The 17,826-nt window shown below is 73.3% G+C and carries 16 protein-coding genes; 8 read left to right on the forward strand and 8 right to left on the reverse strand.

Features of this window, described 5'->3' with window-relative positions; translation table 11 throughout:
* Positions 1-52: 52 nt before the first annotated feature.
* Entirely contained in the window at positions 53-1,111 is a 1,059-nt protein-coding gene (locus ACF09J_RS00740) for a Gfo/Idh/MocA family protein (RefSeq protein ID WP_392303200.1), read from the reverse strand.
* A 141-nt stretch (positions 1,112-1,252) separates the two neighbouring features.
* Between ACF09J_RS00740 and ACF09J_RS00745 the strand changes: the two genes are divergently transcribed.
* The 5 genes from ACF09J_RS00745 (at position 1,253) to ACF09J_RS00765 (ending at position 6,344) form a co-directional block, all read left to right on the forward strand.
* Positions 1,253-2,560 carry a multidrug effflux MFS transporter gene (locus tag ACF09J_RS00745; protein WP_392303201.1) on the forward strand — a complete coding sequence of 436 codons (1,308 nt, stop codon included), beginning with the start codon at positions 1,253-1,255 and terminating at the stop codon, positions 2,558-2,560.
* Positions 2,509-3,696 carry a serine hydrolase domain-containing protein gene (locus ACF09J_RS00750; protein WP_392303202.1) on the forward strand — a complete coding sequence of 396 codons (1,188 nt, stop codon included), beginning with the start codon at positions 2,509-2,511 and terminating at the stop codon, positions 3,694-3,696. The genes ACF09J_RS00745 and ACF09J_RS00750 overlap by 52 nt, the downstream gene beginning before the upstream one ends.
* 131 nt (positions 3,697-3,827) lie before the next feature.
* Positions 3,828-4,823, forward strand: a complete 996-nt coding sequence (locus tag ACF09J_RS00755) for a small ribosomal subunit Rsm22 family protein (RefSeq protein ID WP_392303203.1) — start codon at positions 3,828-3,830, stop codon at positions 4,821-4,823.
* A gap of 65 nt (positions 4,824-4,888) precedes the next feature.
* On the forward strand, positions 4,889-5,506 hold the full coding sequence (locus tag ACF09J_RS00760; protein WP_392303204.1) for a TetR/AcrR family transcriptional regulator: 618 nt from the start codon (positions 4,889-4,891) through the stop codon (positions 5,504-5,506).
* Between the two features lie 100 nt (positions 5,507-5,606).
* Positions 5,607-6,344: a bifunctional DNA primase/polymerase gene (locus tag ACF09J_RS00765; protein WP_392303205.1), complete on the forward strand. Its 738-nt coding sequence runs from the start codon at positions 5,607-5,609 to the stop codon at positions 6,342-6,344.
* Positions 6,345-6,372: 28 nt separating this feature from the next.
* On the opposite strand, the gene ACF09J_RS00770 is transcribed toward ACF09J_RS00765, so the two are convergent.
* The 7 genes from ACF09J_RS00770 to ACF09J_RS00800 form a co-directional block, all read right to left on the reverse strand.
* On the reverse strand, positions 6,373-7,374 hold the full coding sequence (locus ACF09J_RS00770) for a hypothetical protein (RefSeq protein WP_392303206.1): 1,002 nt from the start codon (positions 7,372-7,374) through the stop codon (positions 6,373-6,375).
* On the reverse strand, positions 7,334-8,206 hold the full coding sequence (efeU, locus tag ACF09J_RS00775; RefSeq protein ID WP_392303207.1) for an iron uptake transporter permease EfeU: 873 nt from the start codon (positions 8,204-8,206) through the stop codon (positions 7,334-7,336). Before efeU ends, ACF09J_RS00770 begins: the two co-directional genes overlap by 41 nt.
* A 3-nt stretch (positions 8,207-8,209) precedes the next feature.
* A complete protein-coding gene (gene efeB, locus ACF09J_RS00780) occupies positions 8,210-9,469 on the reverse strand; it encodes an iron uptake transporter deferrochelatase/peroxidase subunit (RefSeq protein ID WP_392303208.1) in 1,260 nt (419 codons plus the stop codon).
* A gap of 17 nt (positions 9,470-9,486) precedes the next feature.
* Positions 9,487-10,623 carry an iron uptake system protein EfeO gene (gene efeO / locus ACF09J_RS00785; RefSeq protein WP_392303209.1) on the reverse strand — a complete coding sequence of 379 codons (1,137 nt, stop codon included), beginning with the start codon at positions 10,621-10,623 and terminating at the stop codon, positions 9,487-9,489.
* Between the two features lie 187 nt (positions 10,624-10,810).
* Complete coding sequence (locus tag ACF09J_RS00790) at positions 10,811-11,635, reverse strand: heme ABC transporter ATP-binding protein (RefSeq protein WP_392303210.1); 825 nt, start codon at positions 11,633-11,635, stop codon at positions 10,811-10,813.
* Positions 11,632-12,726, reverse strand: coding sequence for a FecCD family ABC transporter permease (locus ACF09J_RS00795; RefSeq protein ID WP_392303211.1), 1,095 nt, complete (start codon positions 12,724-12,726; stop codon positions 11,632-11,634). Before ACF09J_RS00795 ends, ACF09J_RS00790 begins: the two co-directional genes overlap by 4 nt.
* Positions 12,723-13,739 (reverse strand): hemin ABC transporter substrate-binding protein, encoded by a 1,017-nt coding sequence (locus tag ACF09J_RS00800; RefSeq protein WP_392303212.1) that lies wholly within the window; start codon positions 13,737-13,739, stop codon positions 12,723-12,725. The genes ACF09J_RS00795 and ACF09J_RS00800 overlap by 4 nt, the downstream gene beginning before the upstream one ends.
* A 112-nt stretch (positions 13,740-13,851) precedes the next feature.
* On the opposite strand from ACF09J_RS00800, the gene ACF09J_RS00805 reads away from it, so the two are divergent.
* From ACF09J_RS00805 to ACF09J_RS00815, 3 genes are all read left to right on the forward strand, one after another.
* A complete protein-coding gene (locus ACF09J_RS00805; protein ID WP_392303213.1) occupies positions 13,852-15,396 on the forward strand; it encodes an HtaA domain-containing protein in 1,545 nt (514 codons plus the stop codon).
* A 151-nt stretch (positions 15,397-15,547) separates the two neighbouring features.
* Positions 15,548-17,104 (forward strand): HtaA domain-containing protein, encoded by a 1,557-nt coding sequence (locus ACF09J_RS00810; RefSeq protein ID WP_392303214.1) that lies wholly within the window; start codon positions 15,548-15,550, stop codon positions 17,102-17,104.
* A 65-nt stretch (positions 17,105-17,169) separates the two neighbouring features.
* Positions 17,170-17,814, forward strand: a complete 645-nt coding sequence (locus tag ACF09J_RS00815) for a PhzF family phenazine biosynthesis protein (protein ID WP_392303215.1) — start codon at positions 17,170-17,172, stop codon at positions 17,812-17,814.
* Positions 17,815-17,826: the final 12 nt, after the last annotated feature.

Here is a 17,826-nt window from a genome sequence, read left to right on the forward strand (position 1 = left end):
GTCCGCCACGCGGAATCCACTGTCCGCCATACGGATGCCCGTGAGTGCCCACTCAGGCGAGCGCGGCCTCCCGGGCCCGCCCGGTGTCCGGTCCGTCCGCCTCCGCCGGATACCGCACGCCGATCCGCTCACGCACCGCGTCCAGTGTCCGCATCACCGCCAGGGTGCCCTCCAGCGGCACGAGCGGCGACTCCGTCTCGCCCGCGCGCAGGGCCCGCATCACCTCCCGCGCCTCGTGTCGCAGGGTGGTGCGCGGACCGTCGGCCGGGTCCGCGGTGAACTCCTCCGGGTCACGGCCGTGCCGGCGCAGCACGAAACGCTCGGGGTGGAAGAAGCCGGAGGGCACGTCGATCCGGCCCTTGGAGCCGGTGACCGAGGCGCAGGTCGCGGTGGATCCGGTGATGGAGCAGTGCAGTTGGGCCAGCGCTCCGTTCGTCCAGGAGAGCAGTGCGCCGGTCTGGAGGTCGACGCCCTCCGCGGAGAGCACCGCCCTGGCCGTCACGTCCGACGGCTCACCGAGCAGCAACTGCGCGAACGACACCGGGTAGACGCCGAGGTCGAGCAGCGCCCCGCCACCGAGGTGCGGGTCGCGCAGCCGGTGCGAGGGCGGGAAGGGGCCGGCGAGCCCGAAGTCGGCCTGAACGGTGCGCGCTTCGCCGATCGCGCCGTCGTCGACCAGTGCCTTCAGCCGCCGTACCAGTGGATTGCAGTACATCCACATGGCCTCCATCAGGAACCGGTCGTGCTCCCGGGCGAGCGCGACGAGTTCCCCGGCCTGCCGCAGGTTCAGCGTGAACGGCTTCTCGCACAGCACGTTCCGCCCGGCCTCCAGGCACAGGCCGGCGGCCGCCCGGTGGGCCGTGTGCGGGGCGGCGACGTAGACGACGTCCACGTCCGGGTCCCGGGCGAGCGACTCCCAGTCGCCGTACGCCCGCGGGATCCCGAACCGTTCCGCGAACGCCTTCGCCGGCGCCTCGGTGCGCGAGGCCACCGCCACGACCTCGGCGTCCGGCAGGTCCACCAGGTCCGCGGTGAACGCCGCCGCGATCTGGCCGGTCGCCAGAACGCCCCAGCGCACCCTCTGTTCCGCCACCCCGGACACTTCCGACATCCCGGACCCCACCCTCGCTCACGCGTTCCTCGGCACGGTGTACGAGCTGAGAGCATAGGCGGCGGATCGGCCGAGGAGCCCGGAGCGGGCCGAAGAGTGCCGAAGAGGGCCACGAGTGGGCCGGGAGAGGAAGGGACACACATGTCGGAGGGTGGGGCGCCCGCACCGCACGCGCCGCGGACGGCCGTACCGGAGCGGGGACTCGCCGGCCCGCCGGCGCGCTCGGCCCGCCGTGCCGGGCTGCTGGTGACGCTGATCCTCGGCGGGCTGACGGCGACGCCTCCGCTCGCGATGGACATGTACCTCCCGTCCCTGCCGGAGGTCACCCGGTCCCTGCACGCGCCGGCCGCGACCGTCCAGCTCACGCTGACCGCCTGCCTGGCCGGCATGGCGCTCGGGCAGATGGTGGTCGGCCCGATGAGCGATCGGTGGGGGCGCCGCCGACCGCTGCTGGCGGGGCTCGCCGTCTACGTCCTCGCCACCGCGCTGTGCGCGTTCGCCCCGAACGTCGAGACCCTGGTCGCCTTCCGGCTGGCCCAGGGACTGTCGGGCGCGGCCGGCATCGTGATCGCCCGCGCGGTCGTCCGGGACCTGTACGACGGCGTCGCCATGGCTCGCTTCTTCTCCACCCTGATGCTGATATCCGGGGTCGCCCCGATCGTGGCGCCGCTGATCGGCGGGCAGATCCTGCGGGTGACGGACTGGCGGGGCGTGTTCGTCGTCCTCACGGTGGTCGGCGCGCTGCTCGCCGTCGTCGTGTGGACCCGCCTGCCGGAGACCCTGCCGCCCGCCCGGCGACACGGCGGCGGGGTGGGCGAGACGCTCGGCTCGATGCGCCGGCTGCTCGCCGACCGCGCCTTCACCGGGTACCTGCTCGCGGGCGGTTTCGCCTTCGCCGCGCTGTTCGCGTACATCGCCGCCTCGCCGTTCGTGATCCAGGAGATCTACGGCGCCTCCCCGCAGACGTACAGCCTGCTGTTCGGGCTCAACTCGGTCGGGCTGGTCATCGTGGGCCAGGTCAACGGCCGGGTGCTGGTCGGCCGGGTCCGCCTCGACCGGGTGCTGGCCGTCGGCCTCCTGGTGGTCATCCTGGCCGCGACCGGACTGCTGCTGATGGCCACGGGGGTCTTCGGTCACGTGGGCCTGGCGCCCGTCGCCGCCGCGCTGTTCGTGCTCATGTCCGCGATGGGCGTCACCCTGCCCAACACGCAGGCGCTCGCCCTGATGCGCACCCGTGAGCACGCCGGTTCCGCGTCCGCCCTGCTCGGCACGTCCTCCTTCCTCATCGGCGCGGTCGCCTCCCCGCTGGTCGGGATCGCCGGGGAGCACACCGCCGTGCCCATGGCGCTGGTCCAACTGGTGGCCGCGCTGGTGGCGCTCGCCTGCTTCATGGGAATGTGCCGTCCCTGGAGGCCACATGCGGCCGAGAGCGTGCAGGAGGAGAGCTGAGCGCACCGAGACTGCGCGGGGACACACCGGAGAGGGCCGGACTCGACCCCGCCGAGCTGCGTCACCTCGTCCGCGAGGTCCACGACCTCACCACCGGGGAGCACCCCTGGGCGGCCGGCGCCGTCGTGGTCGCCGGGCGCGGCCCGGTGGTCGCCGTCGCCGAGGCGGCGGGCTGGGCGGTGCGGTACGCGTCCTACGACCCCGCCACCGACCGGGGCGTCGAACTGCCGCCCGCCGAGCGGGTGCCGATGACCGTGGACACGCCGTTCGACCTGGCCTCCCTCACCAAGCTGTTCACCGCGGTCGCCGCCGTGCAGCAGATCGAGCGGGGCACGCTGGGCATCGACGCGCGGGTGGGGGCGTACCTGCCCGAGTTCCGGGCGGCCGCCGCGCACGGCGTCACCGTACGGCAGTTGCTCACCCACACCTCCGGGCTGCGCCCCGAACTCCCGCTGTACGACTGCCCCGACGCCGCCGCCCGGTCGGCGATGCTGCGCGCGGAGGCGCCGGCGGGCGTGCCCGGCACGTACACCTACTCGGACCTCAACCCGCTGCTGCTCCAGCGCGTCCTGGAGCGGATCACCGGCCGCACCCTGGACGTCCTGGTCCGCGACGGGATCACCCGCCCGCTGGGCATGGCGTCGACCCGCTTCGGTCCGTGCCCCGGCGCGGCGGCGACCGAGGACCAGCGGCGGCCGTGGGCCAAGGCGGACCGGGGGATGCTGCGCGGCGAGGTCCACGACGAGAACGCCTGGGCGCTGGGCGGTGTGGCCGGCCACGCGGGCCTGTTCTCGACGGGCCCCGACCTCGCGGTCTTCTGCCGCGCCCTGCTCGCGGGCGGCTCGTACGGCCCCGCCCGGATCCTCGGCCCCGACTTCGTCGACCTGCTCCTCACCCCGCCGGGCCTGGGCTTCGCGGTGGACCAGCCCTGGTTCATGGGCGAGCTGGCGGGCCACGGAGCAGCCGGCCACACGGGCTTCACCGGCACGTCCCTGACCCTCGACCGGGCCACGGACACCTTCCTGGTCCTCCTCGCCAACACGGTCCACCCCCGCCGCCGGCCCCCGTCGAGCGACCCACGGGCGAGGGCGGCGACCCGTTTGGCCCGAGCGGTCAGGGGCGCCCGCCGGACCTGAGCGGTCGACTGCTCCGGGCGCCCCGCCGGGCCGGGACGCGCTTGTCGTGCGGGGCTCCCGCTCCCGCTCCCGTTCCTGAACCGCCGGCGCCGACGGTTCAGGGGGTCCGCCGGACCTGAGAGAATCGCACGGTGAACGACGTTGTACCGCCGTCGGAGACTCTCCGTAACGCGCTTTCCGGGTTGCTCGACGGGCTGCCGCCGAGGCAGGCCGCGGGGGCCGTGGAGCGGCTGATCGCCAACTACCGGGGGACCACCCCGACCGACGCGCCGATCCTGCGCGACCGCGCCGACGTGGTCGCGTACGCCGCGTACCGGATGCCGGCCACCTTCGAGGCGGTGCGCTCGGCGCTGGCCGCGTTCGCCGAGGCCGCGCCGGAGTGGTCGCCCCGCAGCCACACCGACGTCGGCGGCGGCACCGGCGCCGCCGCCTGGGCCACCGCCGCCACCTGGGACGGCGTCCGCCCGGTGACCGTGCTCGACTGGGCAGAGCCCGCGCTCGCCCTCGGCCGCGAGATCGCCGAGGCCGACCCGGCCCTGCGGGACGCCCGCTGGCAGCGGGCCCGGATCGGCGCGGCGCTCACCCTCGACGACACCGACCTCGTGACCGTCTCCTACGTCCTGGGCGAGCTGACCGCGCCCGACCGCGCCGCCGTCGTGGACGCGGCCGCGGCCGCCGCCCGCGCCGTCGTGGTCGTCGAACCCGGCACACCCGACGGCTACGCCCGCGTCATCGAGGCCCGGGAGCGGCTGATCGCGGCCGGCTTCCGGATCGCCGCGCCCTGCCCGCACAGCGCCGCCTGCCCGATCGTGCCCGGCACCGACTGGTGCCACTTCTCCGCCCGGGTCAGCCGGTCCTCCCTGCACCGGCAGGTCAAGGGCGGCTCCCTCGCCTACGAGGACGAGAAGTTCAGCTACGTCGCCGCCACCCGCTTCCCGGTCGCCCCGGCCCCCGCGCGCGTCGTCCGCCGCCCCCAGATCCGCAAGGGCCAGGTCCTGCTCAACCTGTGCGCGCCCGACGAGGGCCTGCGCCGTGAGACGGTCACCAAACGCCACGGCGACCTGTACAAGGCGGCCCGCGACACGGACTGGGGCGCCTCCTGGCCGCCCCCCGACCCGGCGCGCTAGCCACCGGGCCCCCTCCGGCGGGAGCGGCGAGACGCGCCGTCTCACCTGGCTGCTACCGTCGGCGCATGCCCGACAAGCCCGTCCCCGACGCCGGCCGCCGCAGCGAGAAGTCCCGGCGCGCGATCTACGCCGCCGCCCTCGCGCTTGTCGCCGAGACGGGGTATCCGAAGACCACGGTCGAGGGGATCGCCGCGCGGGCCGGGGTGGGCAAACAGACGATCTACCGCTGGTGGCCCTCGAAGGCGGACGTGCTCCTGGAGGCGTTCCTCGACCTCGGCGAACAGGCGGCTGCCCGGCAGGGCGACGGACAGGGCGACGGGATCCCCGACACCGGCGACCTCGCCGCCGACCTCAAGGCCGTCCTGCGCGCCACCGTCGACGAACTCTCCGACCCGGTGTTCGAGGCACCGGCCCGGGCGCTGACCGCGGAGGGCATGGTGAACGAGCAGCTCGGCCGGCGGTTCGTGGCCCAGCTGCTCGAGCCGCAACTGGAGCTGTACGTCCGCAGGCTCCGCTCGGCCCAGGAAGCCGGCGCCGTACGCCCCGGCATCGACCCGCGCATCGCCCTGGAACTCTTCGTCTCCCCGCTCGCCCAGCGCTGGCTCCAGCGCACCGCGCCCATCTCCCACGAGTACACCGACACTCTCGTCGACTACGCGCTGTACGGGCTCGCACCGCGCTGAGCACCGCCCCGGCCACCCCGGTTGCGGGCTCCGGCCCCCCGAGGCGGAGGATGGTGGGACCATGGGACATGCTGTCCACACCAGCGAGGTCAGGGGATAAATGAGCGCGGAGTTCGGCGGTCGTACCGGCCGGGAGGGCAAACTCACCAGGTGGCTGCGGGGACGCCGCCCCAAGGAGACCGCCGGCGACGGCGGCCGTGAGGACCTGCTGCTCGCCGCCGCCACCGCGGGACTGCCCCTCGCGCCCGCCGCGCACCCGGCCACCGGATACGGCTGCTCCTGCGACCGCGTCGGCTGTCCCACACCCGCCCGGCACCCGGTGTCGTTCGCCTGGCAGACGCAGTCGACCACCGACCGCGCCCAGATCGAGCGCTGGGCCCGGCACCAGCCGCAGGCCAACTTCATCACCGCGACCGGAATGGTGCACGACGTCCTCGACGTGCCAATGGAGGCCGGGAGCGAGGCCCTGGAGCGGCTGCTCGCCGAGGGCGTCGAGGTCGGTCCGGTCGCGGTGAGCGACGACGGCCGCATGCTGTTCTTCACCCTCACCCGCGGCACGCCCGAGGACGAGGACGAGTGGTGGCCCTGCGAGCTGGACTGCCACCCGGAGACCATGGACGAGCACCCGGGCCTGCGCTGGCACTGCCGCGGCTCCTACGTCCTGGTGCCGCCGGCCCGCCTGCCCGGCGACGACGACCAGCAGGTGCGCTGGCTGCGCGGCCCCGAGTACGCCCTCCCGGACCCCCTGAGCCTGCTGGAACCCCTCACCGACGCCTGCGCCCGCCACGCCGCACAGGCGACGGATCCCCACTCCACGACCTGGCCCCTGCGCCACTGAGACGCCGGGGCCCGCGAGCTCCCGGCGGCTACTCGCCCTGGGCCGAGGTCAGGCCCTGGACCCGGGCCAGTATCGACACCTGCTGTCCGGCCGCGCCCTTCGGCGGGTCGAGAGCCGCCTGGTTGGAGACGAACTCCATCGTCAGGGACTGCCTGACCTCGCCCGTGGTGAGCGCCTGGACGTCCTTGTTGGGCGTGGGCACGGAGGCGCCCTCGGCGGCGGTCTGCTTCTCGTAGTGGCGGGTGGTGAAGAACACCAGGGCCCCGCCGTCCGCGGTGCGCAGCGCCAGAGGGGCGAACGCGCCGTCCGTCCTGGGCTGGTCGATGTACTGCCGCGCCAGCCCCGGCCGGCTGGCCGCCTTGTCGCGCAGCTTGCGCCAGCCGGTGGTGTGCGGGCCGTCGGCGAAGGTGTCCCCGCCGTTGCTCAGGTAGGTCGCGTAGTCCTGGCTCAGGTCGCCGGGAACGACCGCCAGTTCTGGGCTGCTCTCGGGCAGGGCCTCGGCCCGGCCGTCCTCGTCCTTCCGGAACTCCGGTATGTCCCCGGGGGCCATCAGCGTCAGGTACGCCACCCGCCACTCCTCGGTGACGCCGTAGCGCAGGAACACCAGCAGCCAGCGCTGGCCGCCGCCCTTGTTGCCCTTGGCGTCGGCGAGGAACCAGCGCGGCCAGCCCGCCTTCTGCGGGATGGTGAACCTGGCGTCCGTCAGCGTCAGCGGTGTGTGCGCGGGGTTGCCGTCCGGATGGTTGGTGCGCCCGGCCTTCAGCCGCGCCCCGTCGATGGCGCCGAGCGCGCCGACGACGAAGTCCGCGTCCAGGGTGCGGTCGTAGGCCTTGTCGGCCGCGTTGTAGGCGTCGGTGAACCGGCTCAGCGCCTTCGCGGCCTCCGCGGGGGTGGTGGCCGGAAGCACCTCACGCTCACCGTGCACCACCACGCACCCGCTCGCCGTCAGCGTCAGCGCGGCCGCCGTGACCGTCGCCGTCGCCCAACGCTCAAGCCTGCGAAGCCTGTGAGGGCCGCGAACCCTGCTCATCAGCCACCGTCACCTTCCTCTTCCCGGAGGGGAACCCTACCGGGGCGAAGAAGAACGTGAGCGTCGGGACCAAGTACAGCAGCCACACCGTGACCTGAAGCACCGTCGGGTCGGGCTGGAAGTTGAACACGCCCTTCAGCAGCGTGCCGTACCAGCTGTCCGGTGGGACGGCGCCGCTGACGTCGAAGGCCAGGTTGCCAAGCCCCGGCACCCAGGCGGCCTCCTGGAGGTCGTGGAGGCCGTACGCCAGCACACCCGCCGCGACGACGACCAGCATGGCGCCGGTCCAGGTGAAGAACTTGGCGAGGTTGATCCGCAGCGCGCCCCGGTAGAACAGCCAGCCGAGCAGGACCGCCGTGGCCAGGCCGAGGGCGACGCCGATCAGCGGGCGCGGGGTGCCGTCGGAGGCCGCGTGCACGGACGCCCACACGAACAGTGCCGTCTCCAGGCCCTCACGGCCCACGGCGAGGAACGCGGTGGCGACCAGCGCGCCCGTGCCCATCGCCAGCGCATGGTCCAGCTTGCCGTGCAGTTCGGACTTCAGGTGCCGGGCGGTGCGCCGCATCCAGAAGACCATCCAGGTCACCAGCGCCACCGCGAGGATCGACAAGCCACCCCCGAGCGCCTCCTTCGCCTCGAAGGTCAGCTCCTGGGAGCCGAATTCGAGGACGCAGCCGAAGCCCATGGCGATGGCGACCGCGATGCCGATGCCGGTCCAGATCGGCTTCAGGGCGTCCCTGCGGCCGGTCTTGACCAGATAGGCGATGAGGATGCACACGACGAGGCTGGCTTCCAGCCCCTCGCGCAGGCCGATCAGATAGTTGGAGAACAAGGGTCACGCCTCCTCGGACAGCAGGGTGCGGCCCCACCAGTCGTGCGTGTCACGCACGCCGGGCGGGATCGCGAAGACCGCCGAACCCACGTGCTGGATGTACTCGTTGAGGGCGTCCGACGCCGCCAGCCTGCGCTGGAGCGGGATGAACCCGTGACGCGGGTCGCGCTGGTAGGCCAGGAAGAACAGTCCGGCGTCCAGACGGCCGAGGCCGTCGGTGCCGTCGGTGAAGGAGTAGCCGCGGCGCAGGATCGTGATGCCGTCGTTGGAGTCGGGGTGCGCGAGCCGTACGTGCGCGGTGGGCTTCATGGCCTTCAGGAACGGCTCGTCGTGCTCCTTGGGCTTGCCGACCGGCGCGCCCTCGCCCTTGTCCCGGCCGAAGATGTCCTCCTGCTCCTGGAGCGGAGCCCGGTCCCAGGTCTCGATGTTCATCCGGATGCGCCGGGCGACGAGGTACGAACCACCGTGCATCCAGGCGTCGTTCGCGCCGCCGTCCTGGTCGCCGACCCAGACGTGCTTCGTCAGCCGGGCGGTCTCGGTGCCCGCGATGTTGCGGGTGCCGTCCTTGAACCCGAAGAGGTTGCGCGGGGTGTGGGCGTCCGGGGTGGTGGAGGAGGTCTTGCCGAACCCGAGCTGGGACCAGCGGACGGCGACCTTGCCGAAGCCGATGCGGGCCAGGTTGCGGATCGCGTGCACGGCGACCTGCGGGTCGTCCGCGCAGGCCTGGATGCACAGGTCGCCGCCGGTGCGGGAGCGGTCCAGGTTGTCGCCGGGGAACCTGGGCAGGTCCACCAGGGCGGCCGGCCGCCTGTCCGCCAGGCCGAACTTCTCGAACAGCGAGGGACCGAAGCCGATGGTCAGCGTCAGCCGCGAGGGGTGGAGGCCCAGCGCCTCGCCGGTGTCGTCGGGCGGCGCCTCGGGGAGTCCGCCGTACGCGCCCTCGCCGACCTCCTTGCCGGCGGTCATCCGGCGTGCGGCGGCCGTCCAGTCCTTCAGCAGCCGTACGAACTCGGCGCGGTCGTCGGTCTTCACGTCGAACGCGGCGAAGTGCAGCCGGTCCTGCACGGGTGTGGCGATGCCGGCCTGGTGGGCGCCGTGGAAGTCCACCGCGCCGCCCGCGTCCGCACCGACCGGGTCCAGGTCGGAGCCGGTCCTGGTCATCGCCACGGCGCCGCCGGCCGCGACGGCGCCGAGCGCGATCCCCGCGCCGCCCCAGCCGATCACGGCGCGGCGGGACGGAGAGCTGCCCTGGGTCTCGGTCATCTCCAGCCTCTTCTTCACTACTTCACGACGGCCGCGGCGAGCTTGGACAGCGGCTCGGCGAGCGCGTTCACCGCGTCCGAGAGCTCCTTGCGGTCGTCCTTGCCGACCTTGTCGTAGGAGACGAACTCGTACGACGTCCTGTCCGTGCGGTACTTGTCGAGAAGCGCCTCGAGCGCGGCGAACTGCTTGTCGAGCTCCCTGGCCAGCGCCGGGTCGTTCTTCGAGGCGACCGGCTTGAGGAGTTCGTACGCCTTCTGCGCGCCCTCCACGTTGCCCTTGAAGTCGACGAGGTCGGTGTGGGCGTAGCGGTCCTCCTCGCCGGTGACCTTGCCCCGGGCGACCTCGTCGAGGAGTTCCTTGGCGCCGTTGGCCATGGAGGTCGGGGTGATCTCGGCGGTGCCCACCCGCTGCTGCCAGTCCCTGAGGTCGGCGAGGAGCTGGTCGGCGAGCGTCTTCTCCTCGGAGCCGATCCTGCCGTCCTTCCACAGGGACTTCTCCAGACGGTGCCAGCCGGTCCACTTCTGGCCGTCCTCCAGGCCGTCCTCGCGGACGTCGACCTTGGGGTCGATGTCGCCGAAGGACTCCGCGACCGGCTCGGTGCGCTCCCAGCCGAGGCGGGAGATCGCGTAGGCCTTCTTGGCGGCCGGCACGTCGCCGGCCTTGATCGCCTTCACGAAGGCCTCGACGCGGGGCAGGGTCTCGTCGGCCTGGTCCTGGGCGTACTGGCGGTAGTCGGCGACGGCCGCGTCCAGCTTCGGGTCGCGCTTGGCGACCTGGCCGCCGGTCGCCTTGACCTCCTGGCGGATGCCCTTGCCCTTCATGCCCGGCTTGCAGGCGATGAGGTAGTCGCCGGCCTTCACCTCGGCGGTGACCTTCTGCTTGATGCCGGGGCCGATGTTCTCGCGCTCGGCGACGATCCGGTCGTCCGGGAAGAGGAGGTAGACCTCGGTGACCTTCGAGCCCTTGTTCTCGACGGCGAGTTCCACGTGCCCGGCCGGGAATTCCTTCTTCGAGACCTCGCAGGAGTCGTCCTTCGCGGTCACGTCGACCACGCGGTCGGCGCTCTCGGCGCCGCTCTTCTGCGTACAGGCCGTCACGGCGGTCAGCGCGACCGCGGCTGCGGCGGTGATGACGGAGAAGCGGACGGCTCGCACGAGGGCTCCCGGAAGTGGCTGGAAGGTGACCTGACACCCCACGACCGTTAGTGAGGCTTGCCTAACTTAACCGAGGCTTACCTCATTCCTACCCGCGCGGACCGTGATTCCTGTCTCATGATCGGCGTACGGGAACGAGCTGATCGCGAATGTGTCATGAAAAGGCAAAGGGGTGGTCAAGGGCAAGTCAACGGCTCCGTCTGGGGGTCACCAGGACCGCGCCCGTACGCGGATGCGGCAGCACCTCGACCCGCTGGTCGTAGACCCGGGAGAGCAGTTCCTCGGAGAAGACCTCGGTGGGCGGGCCGTCGGCCACTACACGGCCGGCGCACAGGATCGCGACCCGGTGCGCGTACGAGGCGGCCAGTCCGAGATCGTGCAGCACCACGACGACCGCGTCACCGGCGTGCGCCCTTGCCCGGCACAGCCGCAGCACCATCTCCTGGTGCTTCAGATCGAGCGCGGCGGTCGGCTCGTCGAGCAGCAGCAGCGGCGCCCGCTGGGCCAGCACCCGGGCGAGCGCGACCCGGGCCCGCTCACCGCCGCTGAGCGCCGGGAACGGGCGCGCGGCGAACGCGGTCACCTCGGTGGCGGCCATCGCCTCGGCCACGATCCGCTCGTCCTCGTCCGGGGAGGCCGAGGACGCGTGCGGGGCACGGCCCATCCGTACGACCTCCTCGACGGGGAAGGGGAAGGAGAGCGCCGCCGACTGCGGCAGCACGGCCCGGCGCAGCGCGAGTTCGGGCGCGGACCACTCGTGGGCCGGACGGCCGTGCACGCGCACCACGCCCCCCGTGGGCGGGAGATCGGCGGCGAGCGCGCCCAACAGGGTCGACTTGCCTGCGCCGTTGGGGCCCACCAGGGCCAGCACCTCACCGGCGCGGACCGTGACGTCGACGCCGTTGAGCACATCGCGGTGACCCCGGCGCACCCGCAGCGCCTCCGTCTCGGCGAGCACGTCCCCGGGCCCGGCCGGGGCGGGGGGAACCGGTCGGATCCTCGGCAGTCTCATGCCCAGCCTCCTTGCCTGCGGCGGGTGCGGCGCAGCAGCCAGAAGAAGAACGGGCTGCCGACCAGTGCGGTGAGGACGCCGAGCGGAAGCTCGGCGGGTGCGGCGACGGTACGGGCGGCCAGATCCGCGGCGAGCAGGACGAGCGCGCCGAGCAGGGCGCTGCCCGGCACCAGGAACCGGTGCCCTGGCCCGGCCACCATCCGCAGCAGATGCGGTACGACCAGGCCGACGAAGCTGATGATGCCGGCGACGCTGACGGCCGCCGCGGTCAGCAGGGCGATGACCAGCACCAGCACGACGCGCAGCCGCTCCACGTCCACGCCCAGGTGCCGGGCCGGACCCTCGCCGAGCGACAGCAGGTCGAGGCGGCGCGCGTACAGCGGCGCGACGCCCAGTCCGAGCACCGCGCACGGCAGCACGGCCATGACCTTCGGCCAGGTGGCCTGGGAGAGCGAGCCGAGCTGCCAGAAGGTGATCTGGTTGACCGCGGCGGAGTCCGCGAAGAACAGGAACAGCCCGATCAGCGCGGCCGCGAAGGCGTTCACCGCGATCCCGGTGAGGATCAGCGTCACCACCTCCGTACGGCCGCCCGAACGCGCCATCGCGTACACCAGCAGCACCGTGCACAGGCCCGCGACGAAGGCGGCCACCGAGACCGTCCAGGTGCCGAGGAAGTCGAGACCGAGGGCGATCGCGGCGACCGCGCCGACCGCCGCGCCCGAGGAGACCCCGATGACGCCCGGTTCGGCCAGCGGATTGCCGAACACGCCCTGCATCAGCGCGCCCGCGCAGCCCAGCGAGGCGCCCACGAGCAGGGCCAGCGCGATGCGCGGGAAACGCACGTTCCACAGCACCGACTCCGGGACCCGGTCGAGACCGCCGCCACCGAGGCCGATCCGGTGCAGCACGGAGGAGAGCACCTCGCCGGTCGGAATCGGGTACGCGCCGGTCCCGGCGGCGACCGGCACCAGCACGAGCAGACCGAGCAGCAGACCACCCGTCAGGAACCAGGCCGCGCCGCGCCGTTTCCGTCCGGCGGGCGCGGGTGGCGCCTGGAGGGGGCGTACGGGCTTGTCGTCCAGCGCCGTCACCGGGCACCGCCCGCGTAGAGCTGGTCGACGATCGAGCGCAGCACCTGGTCCGTGCGCGGGCCGTAGTTGAGCAGCACGCCGTCCTCGACCGACACGACCCGGCGCTCCATGCCGGCCGGTGTCTGGGCGATGCCCGGGATCTTCACCAGCCCGTCGAGGCCGCCGACGGATTCGAGGCCCTTGCTCATCACGAGGATCGCGTCCGGGGCGGCCTTCGCCAGCGCCTCGGTGGTGATGGCGGTGAAGTCCTTCGTCAGCCCCGAGTCGGCGCCCGCGTCGATCCCGCCCGCCGCCTCGATGAGCGAGGTCGCACCGGACCTGGCGCCGCCGATCAGGTAGACGGAAGCCGAGCCGCGCAGGTACAGGAAGGCGACGCGGGGGTGGTCGGCGTGCGCCGGGATCGCCTCGCGCACGGCGTCGATCCGGTCCTGGGAGCGCCCGGTCAGCTCCTTGCCCGCGGCGGGGACGCCGAGCGCGCCGGCGACCGCCTGGATGCGCGCTCCCACGTCGGCGAGGCCCGTCGCCGCCTTCACCACGAGCACCGGGACGCCCGCGGCGCGGATCTGGTCCATGGCCTCCACGGGCCCGCTGGTGGTCTCGGCCAGCACCAGGTCCGGGGCGAGGGACAGGACGCTCTCGGCGGACACGTCGTGATTGCGGGTCACCACCGGCAGCTCCGCCGCCTGCTGGAAGGTGGCGGTGATGTCGCGGGCGACGACCCGGTCGCCGAGCCCCAGCGTGAACACGATCTCGCTGAGGCTTCCGGACAGCGGGACGATCCTGCGCGCGTTCTTCACGGTTACCTCCTTGCCGTCGGCGGAGCGGACCGTGACGGGCAGCCGGGGTGAGGGTGTGCCGGCGAGGGGTTCGACACGGGTGTCGACGACGGCGGCGGCCGCCGTCTTCGCGGCGGATCCCCGGTCCGTGCCGGAGGGTCCGGAGCCGGAACAACCGGCAGCGGTCAGGGTGAGGGCGAGCACGGACGCCAGTGCTCCCGCCAGTGTGGTGCGCAAGCGTCGCACGGTTCCGTCCGTTCCTTTTGGGGTGTACTGCCAGCATCCGACCGGCACATCTTAGGTTAGCCTTACCTTCGTTTGCTACCGGCTGTGGATCGGGAGGTTCCCCATGCCCGCGCGTCTTCGCGCTCTGGTCACCGCGTCGTTCACGGCTCTCGCCGTGCTCGCCGCGGCTGTTTCGGCGGTCCTGCTGCCGGCCACCGCCGCGCACGCCGAGAGCCGTACCGTCCAGGGCGGCCGGCTGGACTGGGGCATCAAGTCCTCCTTCCAGAGCTATGTCACCGGGCCCGTGGCCAAGGGGAGTTTCTTCCTGACCGGGGGTGCCGCGACCGTCGGCGGCAGCTCGTTCCGCTTCCACTCGGCGACCGGCTCCTACGACGGCGCCACGGGCGCGTTCCGCGCCTCCTTCTCCGGCGGTGTCCGCTTCGTCGGCCATCAGAAGGCGAACGGCGGGTACCAGTTGGACCTCACCCTCAGCCGGCCCACCGTGAGCGTCAACGGCTCCACCGGCACGCTCTACGTGGACGTCGTCAGCAAGGCGAAGGACACCGGGAGGGTCACGACCTCCGCGCAGGTGCCCTTCGCCACCCTCTCCCTCGGCGGGATCGACATGAGGGGCGGCGGTGACGCCGTCGTCCTCAACAACCTGCCCGCCACCCTCACCCCCCAGGGCGCGCGGTCCTTCGCCGGCTACTACACGGCCGGAACCCCGCTGGACGCGGTGAGCCTCGCGGCGGACGTACGCCCGGCCGCGAAGGCGGCGGCCCCCTCGCCCACGCCCACCCCGACCACGTCCGTGAAGAAGAAGGCGACTTCGCACCAGGCGCTCGTGGACGGCGCCGTCGACTGGGGCGTACGCCGCACCTTCCGCGAGTACGTCACCGGCGACATCGCCCGCGGCAAGTGGACCCTGACCGACGGGGCCCAGGACGGCGGCGCCCTCTTCCGCTTCCCCGCCGGCCGGGGCACGTACGACAAGGGCGCGCTCGACGCCACCTTCAAGGGCACCGTGCGCTTCACCGGCGCGCACGGCCTGGACCTGGAACTGAGCGCCGTCCGCGTCACCGTCGCCAAGGGCACGGGCACGCTCTACGCCGACGTGACGAGCGATCGCCTGACCGGCAGGAAGGTCCCGCTGGTCACCTTCGCGGCCAAGGACCTGACCGCCCGCGACGGCCTGGCGAAGGTGACCGATGCGCCGGCCGAGCTGACCGCCCGCGGCGCCCAGGCGTTCGGCGGGATGTACCCGGCGGGCACCGCGATGGACCCGGTGTCCCTGGCCGTCGCCCTCACCGCCGACGCCGAGTTGCCCGCCCTGCCGGACCTGGGCAGCGCGGTCGCCGACACCGCAGCGCCCGCCCCCACGACGGCCGCCCCCGCACCCTCGGCCGAGCCGGTCGCGGCCACCGCCGACGACGGCACGCCGGTCCTGCCGGTCGCGCTCGGCGCGGGAGGCGTGCTGGTGCTGGCACTCGGCGGGGCGGCGCTGTACCGCCGCAGGAACCGCACGGCCGCCGTCGTGCCGGCCGCGGCTTCCGGCGTCTCCGTGAACTCCGGTGCCGCCGACTCCGGTTCCGGCGCCGATTCCGGCTCGGCCTTCGGTCCCGCGGCTTCCGGCCCCGGCGCCGACGAGGAGCGGTCCGGCGGGTCCTGACCCTTTGCGGCCGTCCGGCCCGCTGAGCACGAGCCCCGCAGGACCCCGGCCGCCACGGCCCCCTGGACCTTCCCTCCCTCCCCAACCCCCACGTCTGATTCCCCTTTCCCGCGCCGCCCCACCGGCGGGCCCCGTAACGAGGAGAACCGTCATGCCCACCACCGCCCCCCGCGCCCGCAGACGGCCCGTGATGTTCGCCGCCGCCCTGGCCACGGCCACCGCGCTGAGCGCCGCCGCCCTGGCCGCGGCCCCCGGTGCCGCCGCGGCCTCCGTGCCCCTGACCGGCTACGAACTGAGCTGGGGCATCAAGGAGTCGTACCGCACCTACGTCACCGGCCCCTACACCAAGGGCACGTTCACCGTCACGGACGGCGCCTCGCAGGCCGACGGCAACGGCGTCTTCACCTTCACCGACGGCCAGGGCACCTACGACAGCACCAACCACACGCTGCACCTGGCCTTCAAGGGCACCCTCGTCTCCGAGTCGCCGGTGCACGGGTTCAAGCGGGTGCTGAGCGACTTCCAGTACGACAGCGCCACGGGCGTCCTCACCGCCGACCTGACCGCCGACGACGGCCCGACCCAGCAGGACGTGCCGTTCGCCACGGTCGCGGCACCGACCGGCGCGGACATGAGCGACCTCGCCACCACCCTCACCGCCGAGGCCGGCACCTTCCTCGGCGGCTCCAACTACGCGGGCGCGGCGGGCGATCCGCTGTCCGTGGTGAAGAAGCAGGGCACGACGTCGCCGAGCCCTTCGCCCAGCGAGTCGGAGACCACCTCGCCCGAACCGACGTCCTCGCCCACCTCGTCGGCCTCGCCGAGCGAGTCGGAGACCGGCAACCCGTCGTCCCCGAAGCCCGGCGACTCGGCATCCCCGAGCGCCAAGCCCACGGCGTCCACCTCGCCGACCGCCTCCACCGCTGCCGCCCCCTCCAGGGGCGACATAGCCGACGGCAGGCTGACCTGGGGTGTGAAGGACTCCTTCCGCAGCTATGTCGTGGGCCCGGTGGCCAAGGGCCGGATCACGGCGTCGGACGGCGCCTCCCAGGCGTCCGGCAACGGCGCGTTCACCTTCGCCGACGCCACCGGCAGCTACGACACCGAGGCCGGCACCCTCTCCGCCGCGTTCAAGGGCGCGGTGAACTTCAAGGGCCACCAGGGCGAGGGCGAGAGCGGCGGCTACGGGCTCGACCTCACCCTCAACCATGTCCGGGCCACCCTCGACGGCGGGTCCGGGAAGCTGACCGCCGATGTCGACAGCCTCGGCGAGAAGTCGGCGAACGTGGTCCTGGCCGACCTGAAGGCCGCCTCCACCAAGCTCACCGCCAAGAACGACGTCATCACCGTGAACGACGTGACGGCGACGCTGACCGAGGCCGGCGCCAAGGCCTTCGGCGGCTTCTACGCCAAGGGCACCGCGCTCGATCCGGTGAACCTGTCCGTCGCCCTCACCAAGGACGCCGAACTCCCCTCCGGCAACGGCACGTCGGGCGGCGGCTCCGGCACGGGCGGCACGGGCTCCTCCGGCGGCACCGATTCGACGACCGGGGGCATCGGCTCCACCACCGGCGGCATCGGCGGCAGCATGGCCGCCACCGGCGCCGGCGTCCCGGTGGGCGCCCTGGGCGCGGCCGCCGCGGCGACCGTGGCGGCGGGCGCGGGCGTGCTCTTCGCGCTGCGCAGGCGGCGCGACACGCAGGCCTGATCCGCGTCGGCGGCGGTACCGTCCCGTTCCGGACGGCACCGCCGCCGCGATGCTTCAATGCCCGGGTGACGGATTACGACGTGCTGCGCGTCTTCTGCGGGCCGCGCGGCGGCTACGGCAACGAACTCGGTGTCGTCCGCGACGGCTCGCGCGTTCCCGACCGGGACGACCGCCAGGAACTGGCCGCCAAACTCGGCTTCAGCGAGACGGTGTTCGTCGACGACCCCGAGCGCGGCCTCATCGACATCTTCACCCCGACCCTGCGCCTGCCGTTCGCGGGCCACCCGTGCGTCGGAGTCGCCTGGCTCCTGGACGTGCCGGAACTGATCACCCCCGCCGGCGTCGTGGGCACCCGCCTGGACGGCGAGTTCACCTGGATCGAGGCCCGCCCGGAGTGGGCCCCGCCCCGCACCCTGCGCCAGTACGCCACCGCGGCCGAGGTCGACGACCTGCCCGTCCCGCCGCCCGGCGACTGGCTCTACGCCTGGTCCTGGGAGGACGAGTCCGCCGGCCGCATCCGCGCCCGCGCCTTCCCCGGCCGCGACGACGGCATCGAGGAGGACGAGGCAACAGGCGCGGCGGCCCTGCTCCTGACGGCCCACCTGGACCGAGCCCTGAACATCACCCAGGGCACGGGCTCACAAATCCTCACGGCTCCCCAACCGGGCGGCTGGATCGAGGTCGGCGGCCGGGTGATCCTGGAACGCTGAGGGGGCGTGTCG

The organism is Streptomyces sp. NPDC014889, assembly GCF_043081205.1.
Lineage (GTDB): Bacteria > Actinomycetota > Actinomycetes > Streptomycetales > Streptomycetaceae > Streptomyces.

What these genes read in the sequence shown, in the direction of transcription:
- ACF09J_RS00770 (WP_392303206.1), bottom strand. Translation starts at nt 7,374, where the DNA reads ATGAGCAGGGTTCGCGGCCCTCACAGGCTTCGCAGGCTTGAGCGTTGG.
- ACF09J_RS00760 (WP_392303204.1), top strand. Translation starts at nt 4,889, where the DNA reads ATGCCCGACAAGCCCGTCCCCGACGCCGGCCGCCGCAGCGAGAAGTCC.
- ACF09J_RS00740 (WP_392303200.1), bottom strand. Translation starts at nt 1,111, where the DNA reads ATGTCGGAAGTGTCCGGGGTGGCGGAACAGAGGGTGCGCTGGGGCGTT.
- efeB (WP_392303208.1), bottom strand. Translation starts at nt 9,469, where the DNA reads ATGACCGAGACCCAGGGCAGCTCTCCGTCCCGCCGCGCCGTGATCGGC.
- ACF09J_RS00765 (WP_392303205.1), top strand. Translation starts at nt 5,607, where the DNA reads ATGAGCGCGGAGTTCGGCGGTCGTACCGGCCGGGAGGGCAAACTCACC.
- ACF09J_RS00810 (WP_392303214.1), top strand. Translation starts at nt 15,548, where the DNA reads ATGCCCACCACCGCCCCCCGCGCCCGCAGACGGCCCGTGATGTTCGCC.
- ACF09J_RS00745 (WP_392303201.1), top strand. Translation starts at nt 1,253, where the DNA reads ATGTCGGAGGGTGGGGCGCCCGCACCGCACGCGCCGCGGACGGCCGTA.
- ACF09J_RS00790 (WP_392303210.1), bottom strand. Translation starts at nt 11,635, where the DNA reads ATGAGACTGCCGAGGATCCGACCGGTTCCCCCCGCCCCGGCCGGGCCC.
- ACF09J_RS00805 (WP_392303213.1), top strand. Translation starts at nt 13,852, where the DNA reads ATGCCCGCGCGTCTTCGCGCTCTGGTCACCGCGTCGTTCACGGCTCTC.